This is a genomic window from Lactobacillus hominis DSM 23910 = CRBIP 24.179 (genome assembly GCF_000296835.1).
GTDB classification, from domain to species: domain Bacteria; phylum Bacillota; class Bacilli; order Lactobacillales; family Lactobacillaceae; genus Lactobacillus; species Lactobacillus hominis.
The window spans coordinates 25,792-46,263 of the sequence record NZ_CAKE01000003.1; the positions used below are offsets into that span (position 1 = coordinate 25,792).

Annotated in this window: 15 protein-coding genes; 10 read left to right on the top strand and 5 right to left on the bottom strand. The window is 35.5% G+C overall.

Annotated features, from left to right (window positions below; all coding sequences use genetic code 11):
* Window positions 1-8: 8 nt before the first annotated feature.
* Window positions 9-932: an N-acetylglucosamine kinase gene (locus BN55_RS02990; RefSeq protein WP_008470257.1), complete on the bottom strand. Its 924-nt coding sequence runs from the start codon at window positions 930-932 to the stop codon at window positions 9-11.
* 168 nt (window positions 933-1,100) lie between these two features.
* Here BN55_RS02990 and BN55_RS02995 point away from each other — a divergent pair, with 168 nt between their 5' ends.
* From BN55_RS02995 to BN55_RS09530, 6 genes are all read left to right on the top strand, one after another.
* Window positions 1,101-2,039, top strand: coding sequence for a serine hydrolase (locus tag BN55_RS02995; protein ID WP_008470259.1), 939 nt, complete (start codon window positions 1,101-1,103; stop codon window positions 2,037-2,039).
* A 156-nt stretch (window positions 2,040-2,195) separates the two neighbouring features.
* Window positions 2,196-2,762 (top strand): TetR/AcrR family transcriptional regulator, encoded by a 567-nt coding sequence (locus tag BN55_RS03000; protein ID WP_008470260.1) that lies wholly within the window; start codon window positions 2,196-2,198, stop codon window positions 2,760-2,762.
* Window positions 2,763-2,786: 24 nt separating this feature from the next.
* Window positions 2,787-6,236 carry an MMPL family transporter gene (locus BN55_RS03005; RefSeq protein ID WP_008470261.1) on the top strand — a complete coding sequence of 1,150 codons (3,450 nt, stop codon included), beginning with the start codon at window positions 2,787-2,789 and terminating at the stop codon, window positions 6,234-6,236.
* Window positions 6,237-6,345: 109 nt separating this feature from the next.
* Window positions 6,346-7,035: a TVP38/TMEM64 family protein gene (locus tag BN55_RS03010; RefSeq protein WP_008470262.1), complete on the top strand. Its 690-nt coding sequence runs from the start codon at window positions 6,346-6,348 to the stop codon at window positions 7,033-7,035.
* A 210-nt stretch (window positions 7,036-7,245) separates the two neighbouring features.
* Window positions 7,246-7,422, top strand: coding sequence for a YSIRK-type signal peptide-containing protein (locus tag BN55_RS09705; RefSeq protein WP_008470263.1), 177 nt, complete (start codon window positions 7,246-7,248; stop codon window positions 7,420-7,422).
* A 150-nt stretch (window positions 7,423-7,572) separates the two neighbouring features.
* On the top strand, window positions 7,573-12,453 hold the full coding sequence (locus BN55_RS09530; protein ID WP_008470264.1) for a BspA family leucine-rich repeat surface protein: 4,881 nt from the start codon (window positions 7,573-7,575) through the stop codon (window positions 12,451-12,453).
* 61 nt (window positions 12,454-12,514) lie between these two features.
* On the opposite strand, the gene BN55_RS03020 is transcribed toward BN55_RS09530, so the two are convergent.
* Window positions 12,515-13,201, bottom strand: a complete 687-nt coding sequence (locus BN55_RS03020; RefSeq protein ID WP_008470266.1) for an SGNH/GDSL hydrolase family protein — start codon at window positions 13,199-13,201, stop codon at window positions 12,515-12,517.
* Window positions 13,202-13,297: 96 nt separating this feature from the next.
* Between BN55_RS03020 and BN55_RS03025 the strand changes: the two genes are divergently transcribed.
* A complete protein-coding gene (locus BN55_RS03025; protein WP_008470268.1) occupies window positions 13,298-14,299 on the top strand; it encodes a zinc ribbon domain-containing protein in 1,002 nt (333 codons plus the stop codon).
* A 53-nt stretch (window positions 14,300-14,352) separates the two neighbouring features.
* Here BN55_RS03025 and BN55_RS03030 read toward each other — a convergent pair whose 3' ends face one another.
* The 3 genes from BN55_RS03030 to BN55_RS03040 form a co-directional block, all read right to left on the bottom strand.
* Window positions 14,353-15,735 carry an NAD-dependent succinate-semialdehyde dehydrogenase gene (locus BN55_RS03030; RefSeq protein WP_008470269.1) on the bottom strand — a complete coding sequence of 461 codons (1,383 nt, stop codon included), beginning with the start codon at window positions 15,733-15,735 and terminating at the stop codon, window positions 14,353-14,355.
* Window positions 15,736-15,840: 105 nt separating this feature from the next.
* Window positions 15,841-16,686 carry a helix-turn-helix domain-containing protein gene (locus BN55_RS03035; RefSeq protein WP_040469186.1) on the bottom strand — a complete coding sequence of 282 codons (846 nt, stop codon included), beginning with the start codon at window positions 16,684-16,686 and terminating at the stop codon, window positions 15,841-15,843.
* Complete coding sequence (locus BN55_RS03040; protein WP_008470271.1) at window positions 16,686-17,477, bottom strand: alpha/beta hydrolase fold domain-containing protein; 792 nt, start codon at window positions 17,475-17,477, stop codon at window positions 16,686-16,688. Before BN55_RS03040 ends, BN55_RS03035 begins: the two co-directional genes overlap by 1 nt.
* Window positions 17,478-17,654: 177 nt before the next feature.
* Between BN55_RS03040 and BN55_RS03045 the strand changes: the two genes are divergently transcribed.
* The 3 genes from BN55_RS03045 to serS all read left to right on the top strand — a co-directional run bounded on the left by BN55_RS03045 (window position 17,655) and on the right by serS (window position 20,335).
* Complete coding sequence (locus BN55_RS03045) at window positions 17,655-18,254, top strand: TVP38/TMEM64 family protein (protein WP_008470272.1); 600 nt, start codon at window positions 17,655-17,657, stop codon at window positions 18,252-18,254.
* Window positions 18,254-18,808 carry a GNAT family N-acetyltransferase gene (locus BN55_RS03050; RefSeq protein WP_008470274.1) on the top strand — a complete coding sequence of 185 codons (555 nt, stop codon included), beginning with the start codon at window positions 18,254-18,256 and terminating at the stop codon, window positions 18,806-18,808. Before BN55_RS03045 ends, BN55_RS03050 begins: the two co-directional genes overlap by 1 nt.
* A gap of 216 nt (window positions 18,809-19,024) precedes the next feature.
* The gene (gene serS / locus BN55_RS03055; RefSeq protein WP_008470276.1) at window positions 19,025-20,335 is read left to right on the top strand and encodes a serine--tRNA ligase; all 1,311 of its coding nucleotides are present in this window, start codon (window positions 19,025-19,027) and stop codon (window positions 20,333-20,335) included.
* Window positions 20,336-20,472: the final 137 nt, after the last annotated feature.

Here is a 20,472-nt window from a genome sequence, read left to right on the forward strand (position 1 = left end):
TTTAAAAATTATTCACCTTCGTTATGGTTAGTGAAGTAGCGGTAGTCCTTACTCTTGTCAAAGATTACGCCACGTGCATTTTCACCATTTGAAACGCTGAATACTGCATCTGGATATTTTTCTTTGACTTCATCTTCCATAAATGAACGAATCATTGCATTATTAGAAAGTACTGATCCAGTCAAAGCAATGCGCATTGGCTTAGGATCTTGATAGCGATCTAAACAAATGATGATGTCGCGAGCTAATAAATGAGCTTGTTGTTGAATAATCTTGCGTGCTTCTTCATCGCCGCCATCAGCTAGTTTAGCAACTTCAACAGCATAAGAAGCAACTTCAGGGTTAGTTAATTCATAAAACTTGGCAGCAGCATCGTTCATGGTATCTAAGTTCCAAATTTTAACAAATAGATCAACTAAGGAACTCTTTTCACGCTTGTCCCATTTTAATAATGCAGCTTGAAGGGCAGCTTTAGTAATAGCATAACCACTGCCTTCGTCGCCTAAAAATGAACCATAACCACCAACAGAAATCAATGAGCCATCTTGACGACCATTAACTACTGAACCAGTTCCGGCAATTACCAAAGCACCATCTGCACCTTCTAAACCATTGTATAAGGCAAGAAGTGAATCGGTGATAGCACGAGTAGGGATATTTCCGACCATTGAAGAAATTGTAGCGGCAACTTCTGGAGCATTACCAACTACAGAAAGTCCAGCAATTCCTGCTAAAACCTTCATGCAATCGCCGTCAATTTTGTTACGTAATTCGTTAACAGTGTTAGCGATATTTTTAATTCCAAGATCATAGTCAGTATTAATTTGACCTGGACCACCTTCGGCACGATCGATTTCTTTACCGTCTAAATCGTAAGCAATAGCAGTAGAGTGAGTACCGCCTGCGTCAATTCCAATCATGTACTTTAACATATTATCTAGTCCTTACTTTTTAAAATATCTATATATTCTATCATATAAATAATTTTGATAACGGATACATTATATTACAAATAGTAAAAGTAGGTCTAGAGGATTATTAATCTATCTTTGTCAAGACGGATAATGCTAAAATATAGAAAGTAAATCAAGGAGAATTTTATGAAAAACAATGTTTTCTTAGGAGCAGCTTTAGCTTCATTTTGTAGTTTAGCTTTCTATATTACTAGTACTAACCACATGGCTAATAAAACTTTAAAAGTCTATGGTAATGGACAAGCGCCTTATTCTTCGCAAAAAACTTTTTCTAATAAAGAAAGCAAGCCAGAATCTTCAAATGATGAAAATAATTTGAGTTTAACGACTGCTAAAAAAAGCAAGCCTGCTTTAGCCAAGGTAATTACTAACCAGCTAAATAATCCAGTTCATGCCATTCAAGTTAGCGCAGTAGACTTACGATCAGATGATGTATTTGCTAATGTCCAAAATAGTTCGCGGCCAATTAACGTTAATAATACAATGAAGCTGTTTTTATTAATTGCTTATGAAAAACAAGTTGCTCAGCGTCATTTAAATGGCAGCCAAACTTATACAGTTAAAGCCAGCGACATTAAAGGTAGCGATGCCTTATTAGCTCCTAATATGGGTTATTCATATACTTATCTGTGTCAATTAATGATGAATAAAAATGATAATAATGCAGCCAATATCTTGCTTAATAAGATTGGCAAAAACCAGGTAAATCAAATAATTAAGACCAGTGGGGCTAAAAATACTAAGTTACTGAATGACTTTCATAATGAAGTTGTTGGAACAACCACAGCACAAGACTTGTCATTGATTTTGAAAAAACTGTATCAAGGTAAAGTAATTAATAGCGCAAGCGATAATAAAGTTTTAGGCAATATGCTTAATTATCCTGATAAAGGACTTGCATCTCAGCTGACAGGTACGGTTTATAAAATTAGTGATAAATATTCAAGTGCTGCTTTAGTTCAAAGTGCAGGTAAGACTTATGTAATGACTTGCGTCAGCCACGGAACCGGTTTTGATTTTGCTAAGATGGGACAAACAATCAATGATTGGTTTTTGAAAAATTAATAGTTTTTAGTAGAGATGATTAATAAAATCATCTCTATTTTTTTGCTTTAAAATATAGCAAACTACAAAAAGTAGAAAAAAATCTACACATTGTAGATTGTAATCTACAATGTGTAGTGATATTATATCTGAGTATACGAAAACGAGGTGAATATCTTGGCTACTAAGCGAACTTTAGATAAGTCTAAAATTGTAAAGATGGCAACGCGAATAATTAATGATGATGGAATTAATGCCCTAACTATGCCAAATTTAGCAAAAAAGTTAGGTATCAGATCCCAATCTCTTTATCATTATGTTGCTAATCGCAAGGAACTGCTTGGTTTTGTTTGTGCTGATCGCATTAAAGAATTGCGCAAGCATTTATTAACTAAAGTAATTGGTGTTTCGGGCGAAAAAGCTATTTTTACTTTTGCCGATGAGATTCGAGATTTCTTATTGCATGATCGAGCAATGACTAGTATTTTGTACAGTTTAGAAGATCTAACTTCTAGTCCTGTAATTGAAAAAGAAATTTTACAAATTGTAGATTTAGGTAAGAAATTAGACATTGACCGTAAAAATGTTGTTTCCTTGCATAGTCTGCTGGCAGGCGTGCTCGGATATGTTTATCTTGATCAAATCGATATGTTTAAAGATGAAAGTTCTGCTGAGGCCGATGATAATTACCACGAACTGCTCTTGCGGCTAGTGGCACCAAAGTTGAAAGCTTCAGGGCAATAAAAAGTTAAGGAGAAAGGGAAAAATATGAAGCAATTCATGAAAAATCATGTTGGTTCTTTGATCGCCTGGATAGCCATCGTATTAATTGCGATTTTTGCTTTACCAAATGTTAACGCATTAACGCGTCAGCATTCTGAAATCAAGCTCCCAGATAATGTTCAAAGTTCAATTGCAACTAAAATCGAGAATCAATGGGGACATAAGCAAGACAATACTTATGTAGTCGGAGTTGTCTTTAATAAAAAAGACGGCAAATTAACTTCAAAGGATCAAGATTCTATCAACGATACAATTAAGTTCTTGAAGGATAATAAAAAACGTCTCGGCATCAAGTCAATGATGACGCCAAATGATAACTTTGCGACAAAAGATCAACTTATTTCAAAAGATAAGACTACTGAAGTAGTGCAGCTTAATATTGCTAACGATCACTCAACCGTTTCTAAAACTAATACTGAGCTGATTAAAGCGGCTAAAACACGTGGTCTTAGAACTTATGTTACTGGAGTAAGAATCTTAGAAGATGACTTCTCAGCAGCAGTGCAAGAAGGAATTAAGAAGACGGAAGTTATTTCCATTATCTTTATCTTCATTGTTTTAGTTCTTGTATTTAGATCACCAATTGTGCCTTTAATTTCATTATTAACAGTTGGTGTATCATTTATCACATCATTTTCAATTGTTACTAACCTAGTAAAGTACTTTAACTTCCCATTTTCTAACTTTACGCAAGTGTTTATGGTCATCGTTTTATTTGGTATTGGTACTGACTATAACATCTTGCTGTATGACAAGTTTAAAGAAAACCTGGGTAAAGGGATGGAGAAATATGCTGCAGCTAGTGATGCTCGTAAAAAAGCTGGTAGAACAATCCTTTACTCAGGTTCATCAATCTTAATCGGATTTTCTGCTTTAGGATTAGCACAATTCTCTGTTTACCAATCTGCAGCCGGCGTTGCCGTAGGTGTAGCGGTTTTGTTAGTTGTCTTATTGACCTTGAACCCATTTTTCATGGCAGTTCTTGGCGAAAAGATGTTTTGGCCAGTTAAAAAGTTTGAAGGCGAAAGTTCTTCTAAATTATGGACTGGCATTTCTAAGGGAACTTTAAGACATCCAGTAATTTATCTTTTGGTAGTTGCTGTAGTAGTTGCACCATTTTTCTTCTTCTACTCCAACCACCTAAACTATGATGATGCTGACGAAATTTCTGATTCAACACCTTCTAAGGCAGGCCTTTTAGTGTTGCAAGACCACTTTTCAAAGGGTACGCCAGAATATTCAACGCTTTACATTAAATCTAAGCACACTTTAGACAATGAAAAAGATTTAAAGACGATTGATCAAATTGTCAAACAATTACAAGCAGATCCAGATGTTAAATTTGCATCTTCTGCAACTCAACCAAATGGCGAAAAGATTAAGAGATTATACGTTAATAATCAATTAGGCACTGTAAATTCAGGAACTAACACCGCTAGAAAAGGTCTAAGTCAATTAAGCGACGGTTCAAAGCAAATTACTAATGGTGCAGTGCGTTTGCAAGCTGGAGCTGATCAATTAGCTTCAGGAACTACGCTTTTGCAAAATGGTGCAGGGCGTCTAGAAAGTGGTACTTTGGCTTTGCAGCAAGGTGCAGTTCGTTTACAAAATGGTACTTTTGTTTTAGTAAACGGTGCTAACCAATTACAAAATGGAACACAACAATTAGTAAATGGTTTGAACTTAATGAGTGCGCAACTTGCAGGTCAAATGAACGGTGCAACTCGTAGCCAATTAGCTCAGCTTCAGCAAGGCTTGCCACAAATTAACGATGGAATTCAACAATTAAATAAAGCTTTAGGCACTTCTTCAGGAATTGATACTGCAAGTTTAACTACTAATTTAACTAATGTTGGAACCCAAGCAAAAGTTATTGGCGATAACTTAACTCAAGCTGGCAATACTTTGCAAAGTTTGCAAGGTGCAAACGCTGGTATGAGCCATAGTCAAAAACAGCAGATTATGCAAGACTATGCTGTTGCAATGCGTAAGGCTCAATTAAATGCTACGCAACAGCAAGTTATGACTAACGCATTGCAAAGCATTATGGGCAGTGTTGAAAGCAGCGTTTCAAGTCAACAAGCTTCATTAACTCAGGCTCTTCAATCTGTTGGTGCAAATATTCAAAAAGCTGGCGAAGCTGATAAATCATTAGCAGGTTCTATGACTTCAGTTGCTGGAACCATGCAAACTCTTCAAGGAATGCTTGGTCAAGTAGAAACTCTGAAGCAGCAAGTTAATAAATTAGCAGGTGCTTCAAATGTTGCTTTGCCTGGTGCAAATAGTGCTTTAACTAAGCTTCAATCTGGTTTAACTCAAGTTCAAGGAGCTGTAGCTCAAGGTGCAAATGGCGCAAGTCGTTTAAACAGCGGTGCTGCTCAGCTTTCAGCTGGTTTAAGCCAGGGTGCAAATGGCGCAGGCCAATTAAGCGCCGGAGCTAGTGCACTGTATAACGGAGCTAGCCAATTAAATGCCGGCTTGAGTCAAGGCGCAAACGGTGCAACTCAATTAAGCAATGGCTTAGGTCAAATTGCTACAAATGCGCCACAATTAACCACTGGAATTGATAAAGTTAACAATGGTTTAGGAACTGCTCAAAATTACTTAGGCGGTTTAAGCGATTCAGCTGCTGCTAATACTTTCTATATTCCAGACAACATGATTCATTCAAATGAATTCCAAGAATCGTTGGATAATTATATGTCATCTGATTTGAAGTCGACTAAGTTTATTATCATTTTGAAACTTAACCCAGCTTCTGATAAAGCAGCTAAGAAGGCTAATGCTTTAAGTAGTATGGTTAAGCAATCAGTTAAAGGAACCAGCTTAGAAGGCTCAGAAATTGCCATGGGTGGACAATCTGAAAAGATTTACGATACTCAAAAAGTTTCTAGCGAAGACTTCCTTAGAACTGCTGCAATTATGCTCATTGGTATTGGATTAGCTTTAATCTTCATTACTCGTTCAGTATTGCAACCAATCTTTATCTTAGGTACGTTGTTAATTTCTTACATTACATCATTATCAATTACGCAATGGTTAATTAAGCCATTACTTGGTAGAGATTTATTAACTTGGAATACGCCATTCTTTACCTTCATCATGTTAATTGCGTTAGGTGTTGACTACAGTATCTTCTTGATGATGAGATATCGTGAATTGAGTATAGCCGAACCAGGAGTCACAGCTAGTGAAAAGATCTTGCGTGCATGTTCAATTATTGGTACGGTTGTAATTTCAGCTGCGATTATCTTAGGCGGTACGTTTGCTGCGTTGATTCCATCAGGCGTTCCTACTTTGATCGAAGTTGCTATGGCCGTAATTATTGGTTTACTATTATTGGTATTCTTAATTCCAATTAATATGTCAGCCGCAATTACCATTACTTATGATGGTTTGGAGAGAAAAAAGAATAAAAAATCAGGCAAGCAATAGTTTTGTTTGGAGATTTTAAAGAGTTTACAGATTCTGTAGACTCTTTTTTTGTTTGGATTGAAAATCATGTAAAATAGAGGGTGTAAGTATTAAGTTGTGAAAGAAAACTATGTCTAAAAAATTACGTAAAAATATCATAATTGCAGTTGGAATCGCTATTGCAATTTTCCTAATTTATTTTTTATATCGTGACTATCGACCCGAAATTAATTTGCTATTTCATCCAAATAGTCATACTAAAGTAGATTTAATGCGTTTAATACGTCAGCATGATGTCCGTGATAGCTTATTTTTGCTTGGATTAATTGCTGTTTTAAACGCAATTCCTGGATTTTCTAATTCTGTATTCTGCGTCTTAGCGGGAATGTGTTATGGACCTTGGTTAGGTTTTATAATTAACTGGTTTGGCAATATTTTAGGTAATTGCGTTGTGGCTGCTTTGATTGATAAGATTGATTTTTCTCATAAATTTAAGAAAAATAAGATCTTGAATTTCTTAATGCGCCAAAAACATCCCGGCATTGGGATGACATTGGGTTTTATGATCCCATTTATTCCTAGTGTTTTGGTCAATTACACCGCTGTACGTTTGCAAGTGCCCAAGAATAGATATCTAGTAATGGTAGTAATTGGAATGTTTCCAATGTCGTTTATCTACGCTTTTGGAGGAGATGCAATTTTTGCAGGCGATACCAAAAAAATAATTACGACTTTAATTGTGATCGCCATTTTATTGGTTCTTTCACTACTTTTAGTTAAATTAGCAATGAAGCGTCATAGTGAAAAAAACGCGACATAAAAACTAGAAAATTATATAACAGAACAATATATATTAGAGACTTGTAAGAGTCTCTTTTTTGTTGGGGTAGTAATGTTATTTTAACTTAAGGCAGAGTACGACTATATGAGAAAAGCTATCAATTATGTTTTAATATAATAACGTTTGTCTTATAATTGAGGTGGCAAAAATTGAGAATATTGAATAATTTAAAAAGGGAGTCAGGATGTTATGCTAAAAAACAAATCTCAATCAGGCTTATCTCAACAACGCTTTTCGATTCGAAAATTAACTATTGGAGCTACTTCTGTCTTAATTGGGATAACTTTTATGTCTTGGAATGATCAGATAGTAAAAGCAGATGATATTAATTCTGCCCAAAATACAGCAAAAGTGACTGCACAGTAGGAGCAAGAGAAAGATCAAGTTCAAAAATTTGATACTTCAGAGGCGTCATCTAATAAAGAAAATAAAATAACTACGCCAGCTGACAAAGCATCTACAAATAATGCAGTAGTTTCAAAATCTGATGTTCAAGATAAAATTCAATTAAATTCATTGGATACTGAAAAAACTAATCAGCTACCAAAATCTGAGATTAAAGAACAAAAAACTAGTATTAAGCAAGATGCTAAAAGTGAAGCTAAAGACTCAGACGTACAAAATAATAGTAAATATAATACTGACGACTGGGATGGAAACCTTGATCAAGCTAAAGGTGAATATACTTTAACAAGATACAAGGGAAGCGATCTCGATATCTATATTCCTAACACTAGTGACTTTATCAAGGCAGGAAAAATTACAGACGGTGAAAAAGTTTATGTTACTAGTGATTTATTTAAGACAATTAATCAATCAAAGGCAACGAGCGTAACTATTGATCCAGATGGTGAAAAGCTATATGCGCGCGGTAGTTTGAATCGCGCATTCAAAGGAAACCAATCTTTGAAGCATGTTGACTTACATAACTTAGATACTAGTGAAGTAACTGACATGAGCTCGATGTTTAACATGGATAAGTCGCTGGAAGATCTTGACTTATCTGGCTGGAATACGAGTAATGTTACCAGTATGGACTGGGCGGTGGAGAATAATCCAATGCTTAAGTCTGCTAATCTCAGTGGCTGGGATTTGAGTAAGGCGTCTATTTCAAGCCTAGTAGCTGACAACGGTAATTTAACTAATCTTAACCTAAGTAATGTCAATTTTGGCGTAAAAAGCAATAATGACACTAGCTATTTTGTTGGTGGTGATAATAGTTTAACTACTATTAATCTGGCTGGTGCTAAGCAAGTGCCTTTATCAGTTATTCAAGCTTCTATTAAAGCTGCAGGCAAGAATGGCGATACAAATCTAGATTTAAGTCAAATTGGAAGTATCTCATCTAGTATTACGAACCTGAATTCCCTATTTCAGTGGAATGGTAATTTCGAAACAATCAACGTTACTGGTTGGAATACTGGCAATATTACCAGCATGGTCCATACCTTTAGCGATTGTACTAAATTGAAGAAAGTTATTGGCTTAAATACTTGGGATTTAAGTAATGTCACTAATATGAACGGTATGTTCTATAACGACAAAGCTTTAACAGATGTCGACTTAAGTGGCAGGGATCTGTCTAAAGTTACTGATCTGAGTGCGATGTTTTATGGCGATCCTCAGGTAAAAAGCTTGAATCTAAGCGGCGTAACGTTTAAAGATGGCGTAAACGATGGCATGTTTCAGGCAATACCAAGTAGTTTAACATCTGTAAATCTTGCAAACGCTAAAAACGTTACTAAAAATATACTCCACTATTACATGACAGCCTTTACAAATAGTGGGGCTACAGAACTTGATGCGGCTCAATTCCCTGCATCATTTCAATTTACTGATTGGAGCTGGCTACTTTCATCGTTATCTAATGTAGAAACAATTAATCTTTCCGGCTTTGATTTTTCTAACGTAACTAACTTAAGTAATTTATTTAACAATGATTCTAATCTAACATCAGTAGACTTACATGGCGCTAATCTCTCTAATGTTGGTGATATTAGTAATATTTTTCAAAAATGTCCTAAGCTTAAAACGATTAACTTAAGTAGCGTAACTTTTAATAAAGATGTAAAAGATTCAAATGCATTTGTAGAGACCAATAATATATTTAACTTTGATCTTGATGCAACCCAAAACATACCTGAAAAAGTTTTACGAGCTTATATTCAAGCAGCTAAAAATAGTAAAGCCACGCAAATAGATCTTTCTAACTTGAATCTTTCCAAGAATGTAACTAATTTGCAAGGTTTACTTTCTGACTTGCCTGATGTAAAAGAAATTAATTTATCAGGGCTGGATATTAGTAATATTCAAAAAATGGATGGAATGTTAGCAAGAGATGGATCTCTTGAAAGAGTTAATTTAAGCGGCTTAGATTTAAGTAAAGTTTCGCTTGGAGATATATTCTACGCTGATAAAAAGCTCAGTTACTTAAATCTGAGCGGGGTAACTTTCCCAGATAATATGAGTAGTGGAACATTTGATAATTACTTTGCTTTTGTTTCTAATAAAGTATTTAAAGAAGTCAAATTAGATAATGCCAAAAATATTCCGGCAGCTATTTTGCATGCTTATATTTCAGCTGCTGCAAATAATGGTGCTAAGAAAATTAGCCTTGATAATTTAGATGTTTCCAAGAAAATAACTAATTTTAACGGTCTATTTGCCAATTTACCAAGTGTTGAGACAATTGATGTCACTAATTTGCCAACATCAAATGCCGCTGACATGAGCGGCATGTTTAGTAATGATCAAAATTTAACACACATTATTGGTATTGAAGGATTTGATACTCATAATGTAACTAATATGAGCAATATGTTTGGGGCATATTACAATCCAACTATAGATGACTATGAACCACAAAGCTTGAAATATTTGGGTAAGTTGACTAATCTCGATCTATCAAGCTGCGATACGTCCAATGTAACTGATATGGGATTCATGTTTACCGGTCAAAAGAAGCTAGAGACGATTGGTGATCTTTCAAATTGGAACACATCTAAAGTTACCAACATGTGCAATATGTTTGATCACCTTAAATCTTTGAAAGATGGACAATTAGCCGGTTTGAAAAACTGGGATACATTCCAAGTAACTGACATGACCTATATGTTTGATGCAGTTACCAAACAAACAGATTTAAACTTCGTTGATGGGTGGGATACGTCTAATGTAACTGACATGAGCTACATGTTTTCTGATGATCCTAATTTGAAGAGTTTGGATCTTTCGAAGTGGAATGTAGGTAAAGTTGGTACTAAAAAGACTGACCAAAATTATAGTTTAGCGATGATGTTTGCTAATGATAAGGCATTAACCACTGTTGGTGATATTTCGAACTGGGATACTAGAAATGTTCATGATACTCGTTGGATGTTTTATAAGACTAAGAGCTTAAATAATGTTGATCTCAGCGGCTGGAAAACGCCTAAACTTCAGATAGCAGGTAAAATGTTCTACGGTTCTGGTGTCCAGCATGTAAACATGAGTAATTGGGACTTTAGCCATTTGCTACACTATAACAACTATGGCTTTGTAAATAGAACTGAAGGCGGCGAAATTTTCCGTGGACCTGAGGGAATGTTTGCATATTTAATTAATCAAGCTGTCATCACAATGAACAATATTAAGTTGCCAGATGATAAGAATGCCTTTATAGTTGATGATTTTGCAGGAACACAACCAATTGCGGTATTGGCTAATGATGCCCAAGGATATGCATTGCCTGCATTAATGGATCTCAATAAGCAGCAGTGGGTATATAAAGAAAGCGATGATGATAAAGGTATTACTGTCACCGGTCGTCAGAATTCAAATGTTTTAACCTTGGTTAAGGCAAATGATTCACAGCTAGCTAGAGATGCTGAAGAAAATCCTAAAATCGGCGAACATAAATTAAACTTTGTCTTTCGTGATAAAGATGATTTAACTAAGTATTTGAATACTATGATTGCTGCAGATGAGATAAAGCAGGATCTTAAAAACTATAATTCTGATTTTGATTTACGCACTTGGGATCAAAAAGGGGATACTAATAACAATAACTTGCTTAAGACTAGTTTGAGGTTATATCAACCAGCTGATGATAACTTCTTAGCAGACTGGGTAGTTCCAGTTTATGAATTACATATTGTTGCGCCTACAGTAACAACTGAAAGTAAGACAATTACTAGAACAATTACAGTTAAGTTCCCAGATGGTAAAACACAGGTAGAAAAGCAGCCAGTAACATTTAAACGGGCTGTAACTACGTATGTAAACGGAGATCCAGTTATCGGCGATTGGGATAAGACCAGTGGAATTTGGCCTGAATATACTTCGCCAACAGTTCCAACGTATACTCCAAGTACTGAAAAATTTGCTCAAAAGACAGTAACGCCGGATGATCACGATGAAAACTATGTTGTAACATATACTAAGCAGCCATCGACGAAGTCAACTGAAAGTAAGACAATTACTAGAACAATTACAGTTAAGTTCCCAGATGGCAAAACACATGTAGAAAAACAGAAAGTAACATTTAAACGGACTGTAACTACATATAAAGATGATACAATTGAAAAAGGTTCTTGGGATAAGGCAAGTGGAGTATGGCCTGAATATACTTCGCCAGCAGTTCCAACGTATACTCCAAGTATTAAGGAGTTTGCTCAAAAGACAGTAACGCCGGATGATCACGATGAAAACTATGTTGTAACATATACTAAGCAGCCATCGACAAAGTCAACTGAAAGTAAGACAATTACTAGAACAATTACAGTTAAGTTCCCAGATGGTAAAACACAGGTAGAAAAGCAGCCAGTAACATTTAAACGGACTGTAACTACATATAAAGATAGTACAATTGAAAAAGGTGCTTGGGATAAGGGCAGTGGAGTATGGCCTGAATATACTTCGCCAACTGTTATAGGCTATACTCCAAGTATTAAGGAGTTTGCCCAAAAGACAGTAACGCCAAAAGATCACGATGAAAACTATGTTGTAACCTATAAACAAGATAGTAGTGGTAATAATGGTGGTGATATTACTCCACCGACTCCACTAACTCCACCAACTCCATCTGATGATAAGCCACATACTCCAGAAGATACTAATCCTGTACCTTCTGTTCCGACTACTCATCATGATCAAAAGACACCTAATACAAAGAGGCCTCATACTAAGCCTGTTGAAGAATGGGTTAAGAGTAAGGCAATTCAGGTTACTGGCGAATTAAATGCAAAAGGTCACTTACCTAAGACTATTAAGATGACCAATACCAAGCCAAACCCTAGTAAGGCTAAATTGCCCCAAACTAGCGCAAAGCATACTAATTTGGCACTAATTAGTGGAATTGCAGTTTTAGGTTTATTGGGATTAGGGATGATAATTGACCATAAAAAATATTTGAAATAGTTGCAATGAAGAACTATAGCATGAAAAAACTTCTCTTTTTATGGAGAAGTTTTTTGTTTTATTATTTAAATTTTTCGTCAGCAATTAAATTACGTCCAACAAAGTCGACCATTTTTTGGCGTCCTTCAATATTAGGATGAATGCCATCCCAGAACCAGTCATCATGATTGCGGCAATATTGGTACCAATTAATTACGTGAGCATTTTTATACTTTTGACTGCCATGTAAAAGCATGATATTTACATCTTGACGCCAGTCTTTATAAACATTGGTATTAATCCAGTAAACTTGACGTTGACCTAAAGTTTTCATAATTTGATCATATTGCTGCTGACTGAAGGGGCCATTTGTTCCTAAGCCAATTAGGATGGTGTCGGGTAAGTTTTTCCCAGCTAATTCAGACGGTAAGCTACTTGCTTGGCGCGAAACGCCAGCATCAATTTGAATTTTGGGGAACATTTTTTGATAGTCATCTTTACAGCCTTCCATGACTGAATCACCAAAAGCAGCTATATTCATTTTAGCTAGTTCTTCTTTATCTTTTTTGGTTAAAGTGCCAGAAAAAATGAATTTATTCTTCTTTGATTGTAAATCGTCTGCAACGCGTTTAGGCTTTGCTTGTTTATTAGTAGTTGAAACAGAAGTAGAAGCTGACTTATTTGTGGCTTGTTTATTATTTTGACAGCCAAAACTAAGTGCAGTTAGGCTAAGAATAGTACAATTTATTAATAATCTTGAAATTTTCATAAGTTATCCCTTTTTCTTTTGTCTTAATAAAAACCGACTATTATCAATGCTATAATTTATTTAAAAGAATTGAAAGTAAATGAGGGAATTTTTTATATGAAATGTCCAAATTGTGGAGCAAATGTGTCGCCTGAAGATGAATACTGCCCACATTGCAACTTTAACTTAAAAAAATTTAGGTCGGACTATTTTACTACAAGCCAATCGCAGGCTGCACCTAGTCAAGAAGCATCTGCCACTGGTCGTAGAAGTCAGCGCAGCCAAGAAACAATTGCACCTAAAAAGCAAAACAGTACAGTTGCGGCGATGATTCAGTGGGTAAATGTAAATTCAACAATCGTCTTTTTAATTGGTGTTGGCTTATTAATTTTAATGAGTTTTTCGCGATCACTGGGCTGGTTTACCTTTTTCGCATTAATGGTGTGGCTATTTGTGGTTTGCGATCGCCATCCAAATACTGAACAATATACTGCTGATAAGCGATTAACTGAGCATGTTAATAAGGTGGGGTCAGATGTTTTAAATTCATTTGAAGATACTCAAGCTAAGGTAGCTGCTCGCAGAATTAAAAAAGGAAAAGAGCCATTCAGCCAAGAAATTAAGCAAACTGTCAAAGAAAAGCGTAGTGCCACCCAGTTAGGCGTTGTTTTAATGGCAGCTTTAAGTTTGATAGTTGTTTTTTACGGTCCATTTTCTTCAAGTTCCATGCAAAGCTTTCAATCGCAATCGATTTCTAGAATGCTATTAAGTCTTGGTGGCTTAGGCGGAAAATATATGGTTATTGGTTACGGCTTGTGGCTGACATTAGTATTGATTCCGCTAGCTATTATTGTTTTAACTATTAGAAATAAAGTTAACAATAAAAAAGTAGTCTTTGTTTTTTCATTAATTGAAACGATTTTGCTATTGATTGCTGCTTTTGAATTAATCTTTATGAATGCTGGTTCAATTGTTGGAATAACTGCTAATACAGTAACAAGTGGAGCTAAGCTTCAAAAAATGATGGCTAACGCTATTTCATTTGGAGTTTCGGCATATTTATTACTGATTTCAAGTATTTTGACAACAATAATTGCCGCTAAGAGTTTGAAGAATTAATAAAAAGAGGAAATGTTGAAACATTTCCTCTTTTTATTACAGATATTTACTGTTTATTTTTTGTTTTGACTGACATCAATGACTAAGTGCTCATTAACAAATGCCATAAGACCTAATTCACTTAATTCGCGACCATAGCCAGACTTCTTGACGCCACCAAATGGAAGTTCTGGCGCGGTAATCCAGCGACCGTTAATTACAGTCATACCTGTTTCAATTTCGCTAGCTAATTGCTGACCATGTTTTACATCGCTAGTGATAATACTTGAGCCTAAGCCAAAACTAGAATTGTTGGCTAGATCAATGGCAGCTTGTTCATCTTTAACCTTGTAGACTTGAGCAACAGGGCCGAATAATTCTTCATCAAAAAGTGGATTATTTTCACTAATATCAGTTAAAATCATTGGTCTAAAGAAGGCACCATCATGTTCAATTTCTGGGAATTGGTAGAATACTTTAGCCCCAGCTTCAACGCCTTTATCAACTTGAGCTTTTAATTTATCGGCTGCCTTTTGAGAATTCATTGGTGGTAAAGTGGTAGCCTCATCCATTGGATCGCCTGGCTTAAGGTTAGAAAAGACATTTTGCAATTCGTGCAAAACCTCTTCATAACGAGATTCAACTACGATAATACGTTTAGAAGAAGTACATACTTGACCGCCGTTATAAGTACGTGCATCGCTTAAGACGCTACGAAGAGTATTAGTGTCAGCATCGTCTAAAATAATAAATGGGTCATTGCCACCTAATTCCATAGTTGACTTTTTAATATTCTTACCAGCTGCTTGAGCAACGCTAGCTCCTCCACGCTCAGATCCAGTTAAGGCAACTCCTTGAACGCGCATGTCGCTGATTACTTTGTCAATTTGATCATAGCTCAAAAATAGATTAGTTAAACTAGCTTGTGGTGCTCCTGCTTCTTCAATAATTTTTTGAGCTAATTGGGCACTGCCTGGAACATTGTGGGCATGTTTTAAAATTACTGGGTTACCAACAATAAAGTTTGGTGCAAAAACGCGGATTACTTGATAAAGTGGAAAATTCCAAGGCTCACAAGCCATAATAATTCCTGTAGCTTGTTTTAAGTAATAGGCATCTCCAAGCTCTGTATCAAGATGAGTTGGTTCAAGCATTTTTACGCCATTTTTAGCATAATATTCGCAAATATTGATACATAAGTCGACCTCTTCAAGAGATTCTTTGTATAATTTACCCATTTCCATGGTCATCATTTTAGCCATGTCTTCGCGATGCTTTTTAAAGCTCTTGGCAATATCAGCTAATTGCTTAGCACGCATAGATGGTTCTTGCTTGCGCCAAGTAAAGTAAAGCTTGTGTCCAGCTGTTAAGGCATCTTCAATTTCGTCATCAGTTGCATTAGGATATGTTTTTATTAATTGATTTGTGTAAGGATTAATTGATTCATATTTTGACATAAAAAGACTCCTTTTCGATATTTGTATAGTTTCTATTATAAAGCGCTTACTTTAAAAAAGCTAAAAAAATAATGCCAAATTTTTTGCATTATTGAGATTACAGATTTAATTTTCAAATTGCTGGATTTTATCAAGTAAAACTCTATTTTTATTTAAGCGAGCAAAGGCAGCTGTGTCTTGCAAATATTGTGCGGTAAGCTGTGGATCTTTATTTTGTGCCTTATTATTGAGGGCGAGTCTAAACAAAATTCGTGCAATAAAGTAAATTACGTGTTTGTCTGAGCAAATTTGATAACCATATTTAAGTAAGTCATCAGACAGGTCATATTTTTGTTCGCGTCCGTAAAATTCACCAGATTGACATAAGATCGAAAGCAATTGTAAAGTTACGGTTCGATCGTTAACTTCAACATCTTTAATACGCTTAATTAAGTTTTGATAGTAATGATCAGCTTTTTCTGAGTCGTTTTGCAATTCATAAACTTGACTGCAACCTTTTAAAGCTAACAAATAATAGATGCTATTAGTTTTAATTTTTTCAGAATTTAGGATGGAGTTGAAGTAATATAAAGCATCCGTTTCATCATGGTCTAACTCTAAGGCAATTAGACCACGTAAATAGTAGTAATGGTAAACGTCTTTTTGACGAAGCAATTGGTTGGGAGAAATTTTACTTAAAATACGTGCTACTTTAGGAAAATCATATTGAATTGTAGCAAATTCAGCTTCAAATAATTTAGTGGCAACATCATTGTTTTGACTTGTGAGCATAATATCGGATAAGTTTATATCCATTCTGGCACACAAGCTATTTAAAATTTTCATTGAAGGAATTCGCCCATTATTTTCAAACTTACTTAATGTTGACTGAGTACAAATTCCGTCGCACAAGCTGTTTTGAGAGAGGCCAAGTTTTTTTCGTATTCTAATAAATTTTTCGATATTTATCATTATTCTTTAGCACCTTTAATAGTTTGGTATAAATAATCTAAAGACTCATCAACATAGTCTTTAGCATAAGCCATCGCATGGCCTGTTCCTTTAATAACTAGTAATTGCACCTCATGATTTTCACTTGCTAGAAAGTCAACATAATTTAAAACGCTCTTTAATGGATTGAGCTCTTTAGCTGAGTTGATCATAAATAGGTGACTCAATTTGTCGTAGTTATAGCTAGTAGCATCCATTTTTGATAGATTGCTGTCGTTTCCGGCATAAGTTTGCGTGAAGTATTTATAAAACGATTCTTTAATTAAAGTAGGATCAGTTAGTCCGAAGTCTTTAGCGGCATCTGTAGAAGGTTTAGTATCTTGGTGATTTTGCATCCATTTAGAAAAGTCTACCGGAGCTGACCAAGTGACAGTTGGAAAACCGTATGATCCTGCGATATATAAAGCTAAAGTTCCACCTACGCTAGCGCCGATTTGAACAATGTTTTGCAGATCATCATGATCAGTATATTGTGAGTTTAAAAGCCATTCGACAAAATTCTTACTATCATTATGAGCTGCAGGGAAAGTATATTTAGGCGCTAAGCGGTAATCTGGAATTAATGTCATAAAGCCAGCATTAGCTAAACGCACGCCTAGATCTTTAACATCATCCTTGCTTCCATGAAACCAGCCACCACCGTGCCAAAAAATAAGAATCTTGGTTTGAGAAGTGGTGTTATTAGGAAAGTAAATATCAGTTTTCAAATCATTAGTTTCATCATAAACAATGTCTTTTTTTATAACTACCATGGTCTACCTCCATTGTTATTTAACTTACTATATGTATTATAGAATAAATTAAAAAATTAGGTGGTATTTTATCTTCAAATATAATAGTTTTCTATCTTTTAAAAATATTTGAAATAGAAACTATTAGCGTTTTTTTTCTGGTATGATTGACTTACTATGGAGAGGAGTCTGGGGATTATGTCAACAAAAACTAGTCGCCGATTAATTAATATTTTAACGATTGTTTGTACAGTAATCATTATTTTATTATCTATTTATTGGTACAAATTAGGCATTTTTACGGACCAAGCTAAAATGAAAGCTTATTTAGCTAACAAACAAATTATTGGCCCGATTGTTTTTATCTTGATTCAAATAATCCAAGTAGTCATTCCGATTATTCCAGGCGGAGTTTCGCTTTTAGGTGGCGTTATCTTTTTTGGACCACTCTGGGGCTTTGTCTATAACTATGTAGGAATCTGTGTTGGTTCAATTATTTTGTTTTTCTTAGCGCGGTATTATGGTAGACCATTTATTTTGCACTTGGTTTCAGAACAGACTTACGAAAAATACATGAAATGGACCAAAAATCAAAAGAAATTTAATTGGTTTTTTGCATTATGTATTGTTGCACCCGCTGCTCCAGACGATGTTTTGTGTATGATTGCCGGCTTAACTGAAATGAAGTTTTCTACATACTTATTGATTATTTTATTAGGTAAACCATGGACAATTGCTGCTTACAGCTTGGGCTTAATTTATGGAGCTAAGTGGCTAGTTAAGTTAATGGGGAAATAATGCTAGAAGATAAACGAATCTATTTGCGTCCAATTAATGAGCATGACGCTGAAAGCTTATATCAGTGGGGAAAAGATCCTCTATATCATGAAACAGCTGGCTTTGAGAGAATTTCCGATATCCAGCAGGCAAGACAAACCGCTATGCGCTATAGTCAAAGACCATACAGTTTTGCAATTATTTTAAAAAAGACCCAGCAAATGATTGGCTTAGTTGAATTATATGAGCGCGGCATGGATGAAAAAAGTGGGCTGCTTGCGACGAAAGATCTAGGTTTTTTATTGGATAAAAATTATTGGCGACAGGGCTTAATGCATGATGCGCTGCATTTAGTAATTAATTATGCTTTCAATGATTTGAAGCAAAATCAAATTTGGGCGGGCACTTTTCCAAGCAATGAGCGCTCGCAGCATTTGCTTCATTTGCTAGGCTTTCGCTATGTTTATACCACCGATTATAATCAATTAGCAGTTGGTACAAATTTTCAAGAAAAATATTTTTTGTTAACACCACAAGATTGGTATGATACAATGCATATAAACACGAAATCCTAAGACAGCTTCAGAGAGCCTACGGTTGGTGGAAGTAGGTGGATGTCGTTTCCAGATTTCATATGTGGGTAGGCAATGCTACACGGTTTGCACCGTTATCGCTTTTAAAGTGTGGTATATTAACCAAATTTGGGTGGTACCGCGAACCGTGAGAGTCGATTCGTCCCATTAAGGGATGAGTGGGCTCTTTTTTTGTTTTATTATTTAGGAGGAAATTTTATGTTAGACATTAAGGTCATTCGTGAAAACCTTGACTGGTCAAAAAAGAAATTAGCTACTAGAGGCATTAAACCAGAAGAATTAGACGAATTAGTAGCTGTTGATGCCAAAAGACGTGAAGCTTTAACTAAGAGTGAACAATTAAAGCAAAAACGTAACGAAGTATCTGATCAAATTGCACAAGCTAAGCGTAATAAAGAAGATGCTAGCGATGCAATTGCCGCTATGCGTGAAGTAGGTAAAGAAATTAAGGATTTAGATAAAGAAGTAGATGAATTAACTGAAAAGCAAAACTACATCTTGCTTCGTTTACCAAACTTCCCAGCAGATTCTGATCCAATTGGTCCAGATGAAAGCTACAATGAAGAAGTTCGTAAGTGGAATGAACCGACTAAGTTTGACTTTAAGCCAAAGGCTCACTGGGATATCGGTACTGACTTAAATATTTTAGACTGGGATACCGCAGCTAAAGTTTCTGGTGCTCGTTTTGTTTACTACAAAGGTGCCGGTGCAATGTTAGAACGTGCAGTTGCCAACTTTTTCTTAGATGAAAATATGGCAGCTGGATATACTGAAATTATCCCACCTTACTTAGTAAATGATGCTTCAATGCAAGGAACTGGACAATTCCCTAAGTTTACGGAAGATGTTTATACTATTGTAGACAATGATGATCCTGATAAGCCACGCGATTTAACTTTAATCCCAACTGCTGAAGTTCCATTGGTAAATTACTTCCGCGACAAGATTTTAGATGCAAAACAATTACCTGTTAACGTAACTGCTTTTTCACCGGCATTTAGAAGCGAAGCAGGTTCAGCTGGTCGTGATACTCGTGGTTTAATTAGAATGCACGAATTTAGAAAAGTTGAAATGGTAAAAATTGTTGATGAAGACAGTTCATGGGATGAATTAGAAAACTTAACCCACAATGCTGAACACTTGCTTCAAAAGTTAGGTTTGCCGTACCACGTTGTTGCTTTATCAACTGGGGATGCAAGTTTTACTAGTGCTAAGACTTACGATCTTGAAGTTTGGATGCCAGCTCAAGATAAATACCGCGAAATTTCAAGTTGTTCTAACTGTACTGACTTCCAAGCTCGTCGTAGCCAAATTCGTTATAGAGATGAGAATGGTAAGTTGCACTTAGCACACACTTTGAATGGTTCAGGTTTAGCTGTAGGTAGAACAGTAGCTGCAATTTTGGAAAATTACCAAAATGAAGATGGAACTGTTAATGTTCCAGAAGTACTTCAACCTTACATGCATGGCATGAAAGTTATTGAAAAACAACCAAAGCTTGGTGAATAATATTAAAGCCCTCTACATTGAGGGCTTTTTTTGCGCACTGTTGATAAAAAGTGAAAAAAAGACACAAAAAGGTATTGCATTTTCAGAAAAAGAGAGTAATATAATAAAGGTCTGCTGAGAATGTGGATAAGTAATAA

Bases quoted from the DNA above. Each gene is read 5' to 3' on its own strand.
- BN55_RS02995 (WP_008470259.1), top strand. From the start codon at position 1,101: ATGAAAAACAATGTTTTCTTAGGAGCAGCTTTAGCTTCATTTTGTAGT.
- BN55_RS03045 (WP_008470272.1), top strand. From the start codon at position 17,655: ATGTCAACAAAAACTAGTCGCCGATTAATTAATATTTTAACGATTGTT.
- BN55_RS03030 (WP_008470269.1), bottom strand. From the start codon at position 15,735: ATGTCAAAATATGAATCAATTAATCCTTACACAAATCAATTAATAAAA.
- BN55_RS03020 (WP_008470266.1), bottom strand. From the start codon at position 13,201: ATGAAAATTTCAAGATTATTAATAAATTGTACTATTCTTAGCCTAACT.
- BN55_RS09705 (WP_008470263.1), top strand. From the start codon at position 7,246: ATGCTAAAAAACAAATCTCAATCAGGCTTATCTCAACAACGCTTTTCG.
- BN55_RS03040 (WP_008470271.1), bottom strand. From the start codon at position 17,477: ATGGTAGTTATAAAAAAAGACATTGTTTATGATGAAACTAATGATTTG.
- BN55_RS03025 (WP_008470268.1), top strand. From the start codon at position 13,298: ATGAAATGTCCAAATTGTGGAGCAAATGTGTCGCCTGAAGATGAATAC.
- BN55_RS03035 (WP_040469186.1), bottom strand. From the start codon at position 16,686: ATGATAAATATCGAAAAATTTATTAGAATACGAAAAAAACTTGGCCTC.
- serS (WP_008470276.1), top strand. From the start codon at position 19,025: ATGTTAGACATTAAGGTCATTCGTGAAAACCTTGACTGGTCAAAAAAG.
- BN55_RS03005 (WP_008470261.1), top strand. From the start codon at position 2,787: ATGAAGCAATTCATGAAAAATCATGTTGGTTCTTTGATCGCCTGGATA.
- BN55_RS02990 (WP_008470257.1), bottom strand. From the start codon at position 932: ATGTTAAAGTACATGATTGGAATTGACGCAGGCGGTACTCACTCTACT.
- BN55_RS03010 (WP_008470262.1), top strand. From the start codon at position 6,346: ATGTCTAAAAAATTACGTAAAAATATCATAATTGCAGTTGGAATCGCT.
- BN55_RS03050 (WP_008470274.1), top strand. From the start codon at position 18,254: ATGCTAGAAGATAAACGAATCTATTTGCGTCCAATTAATGAGCATGAC.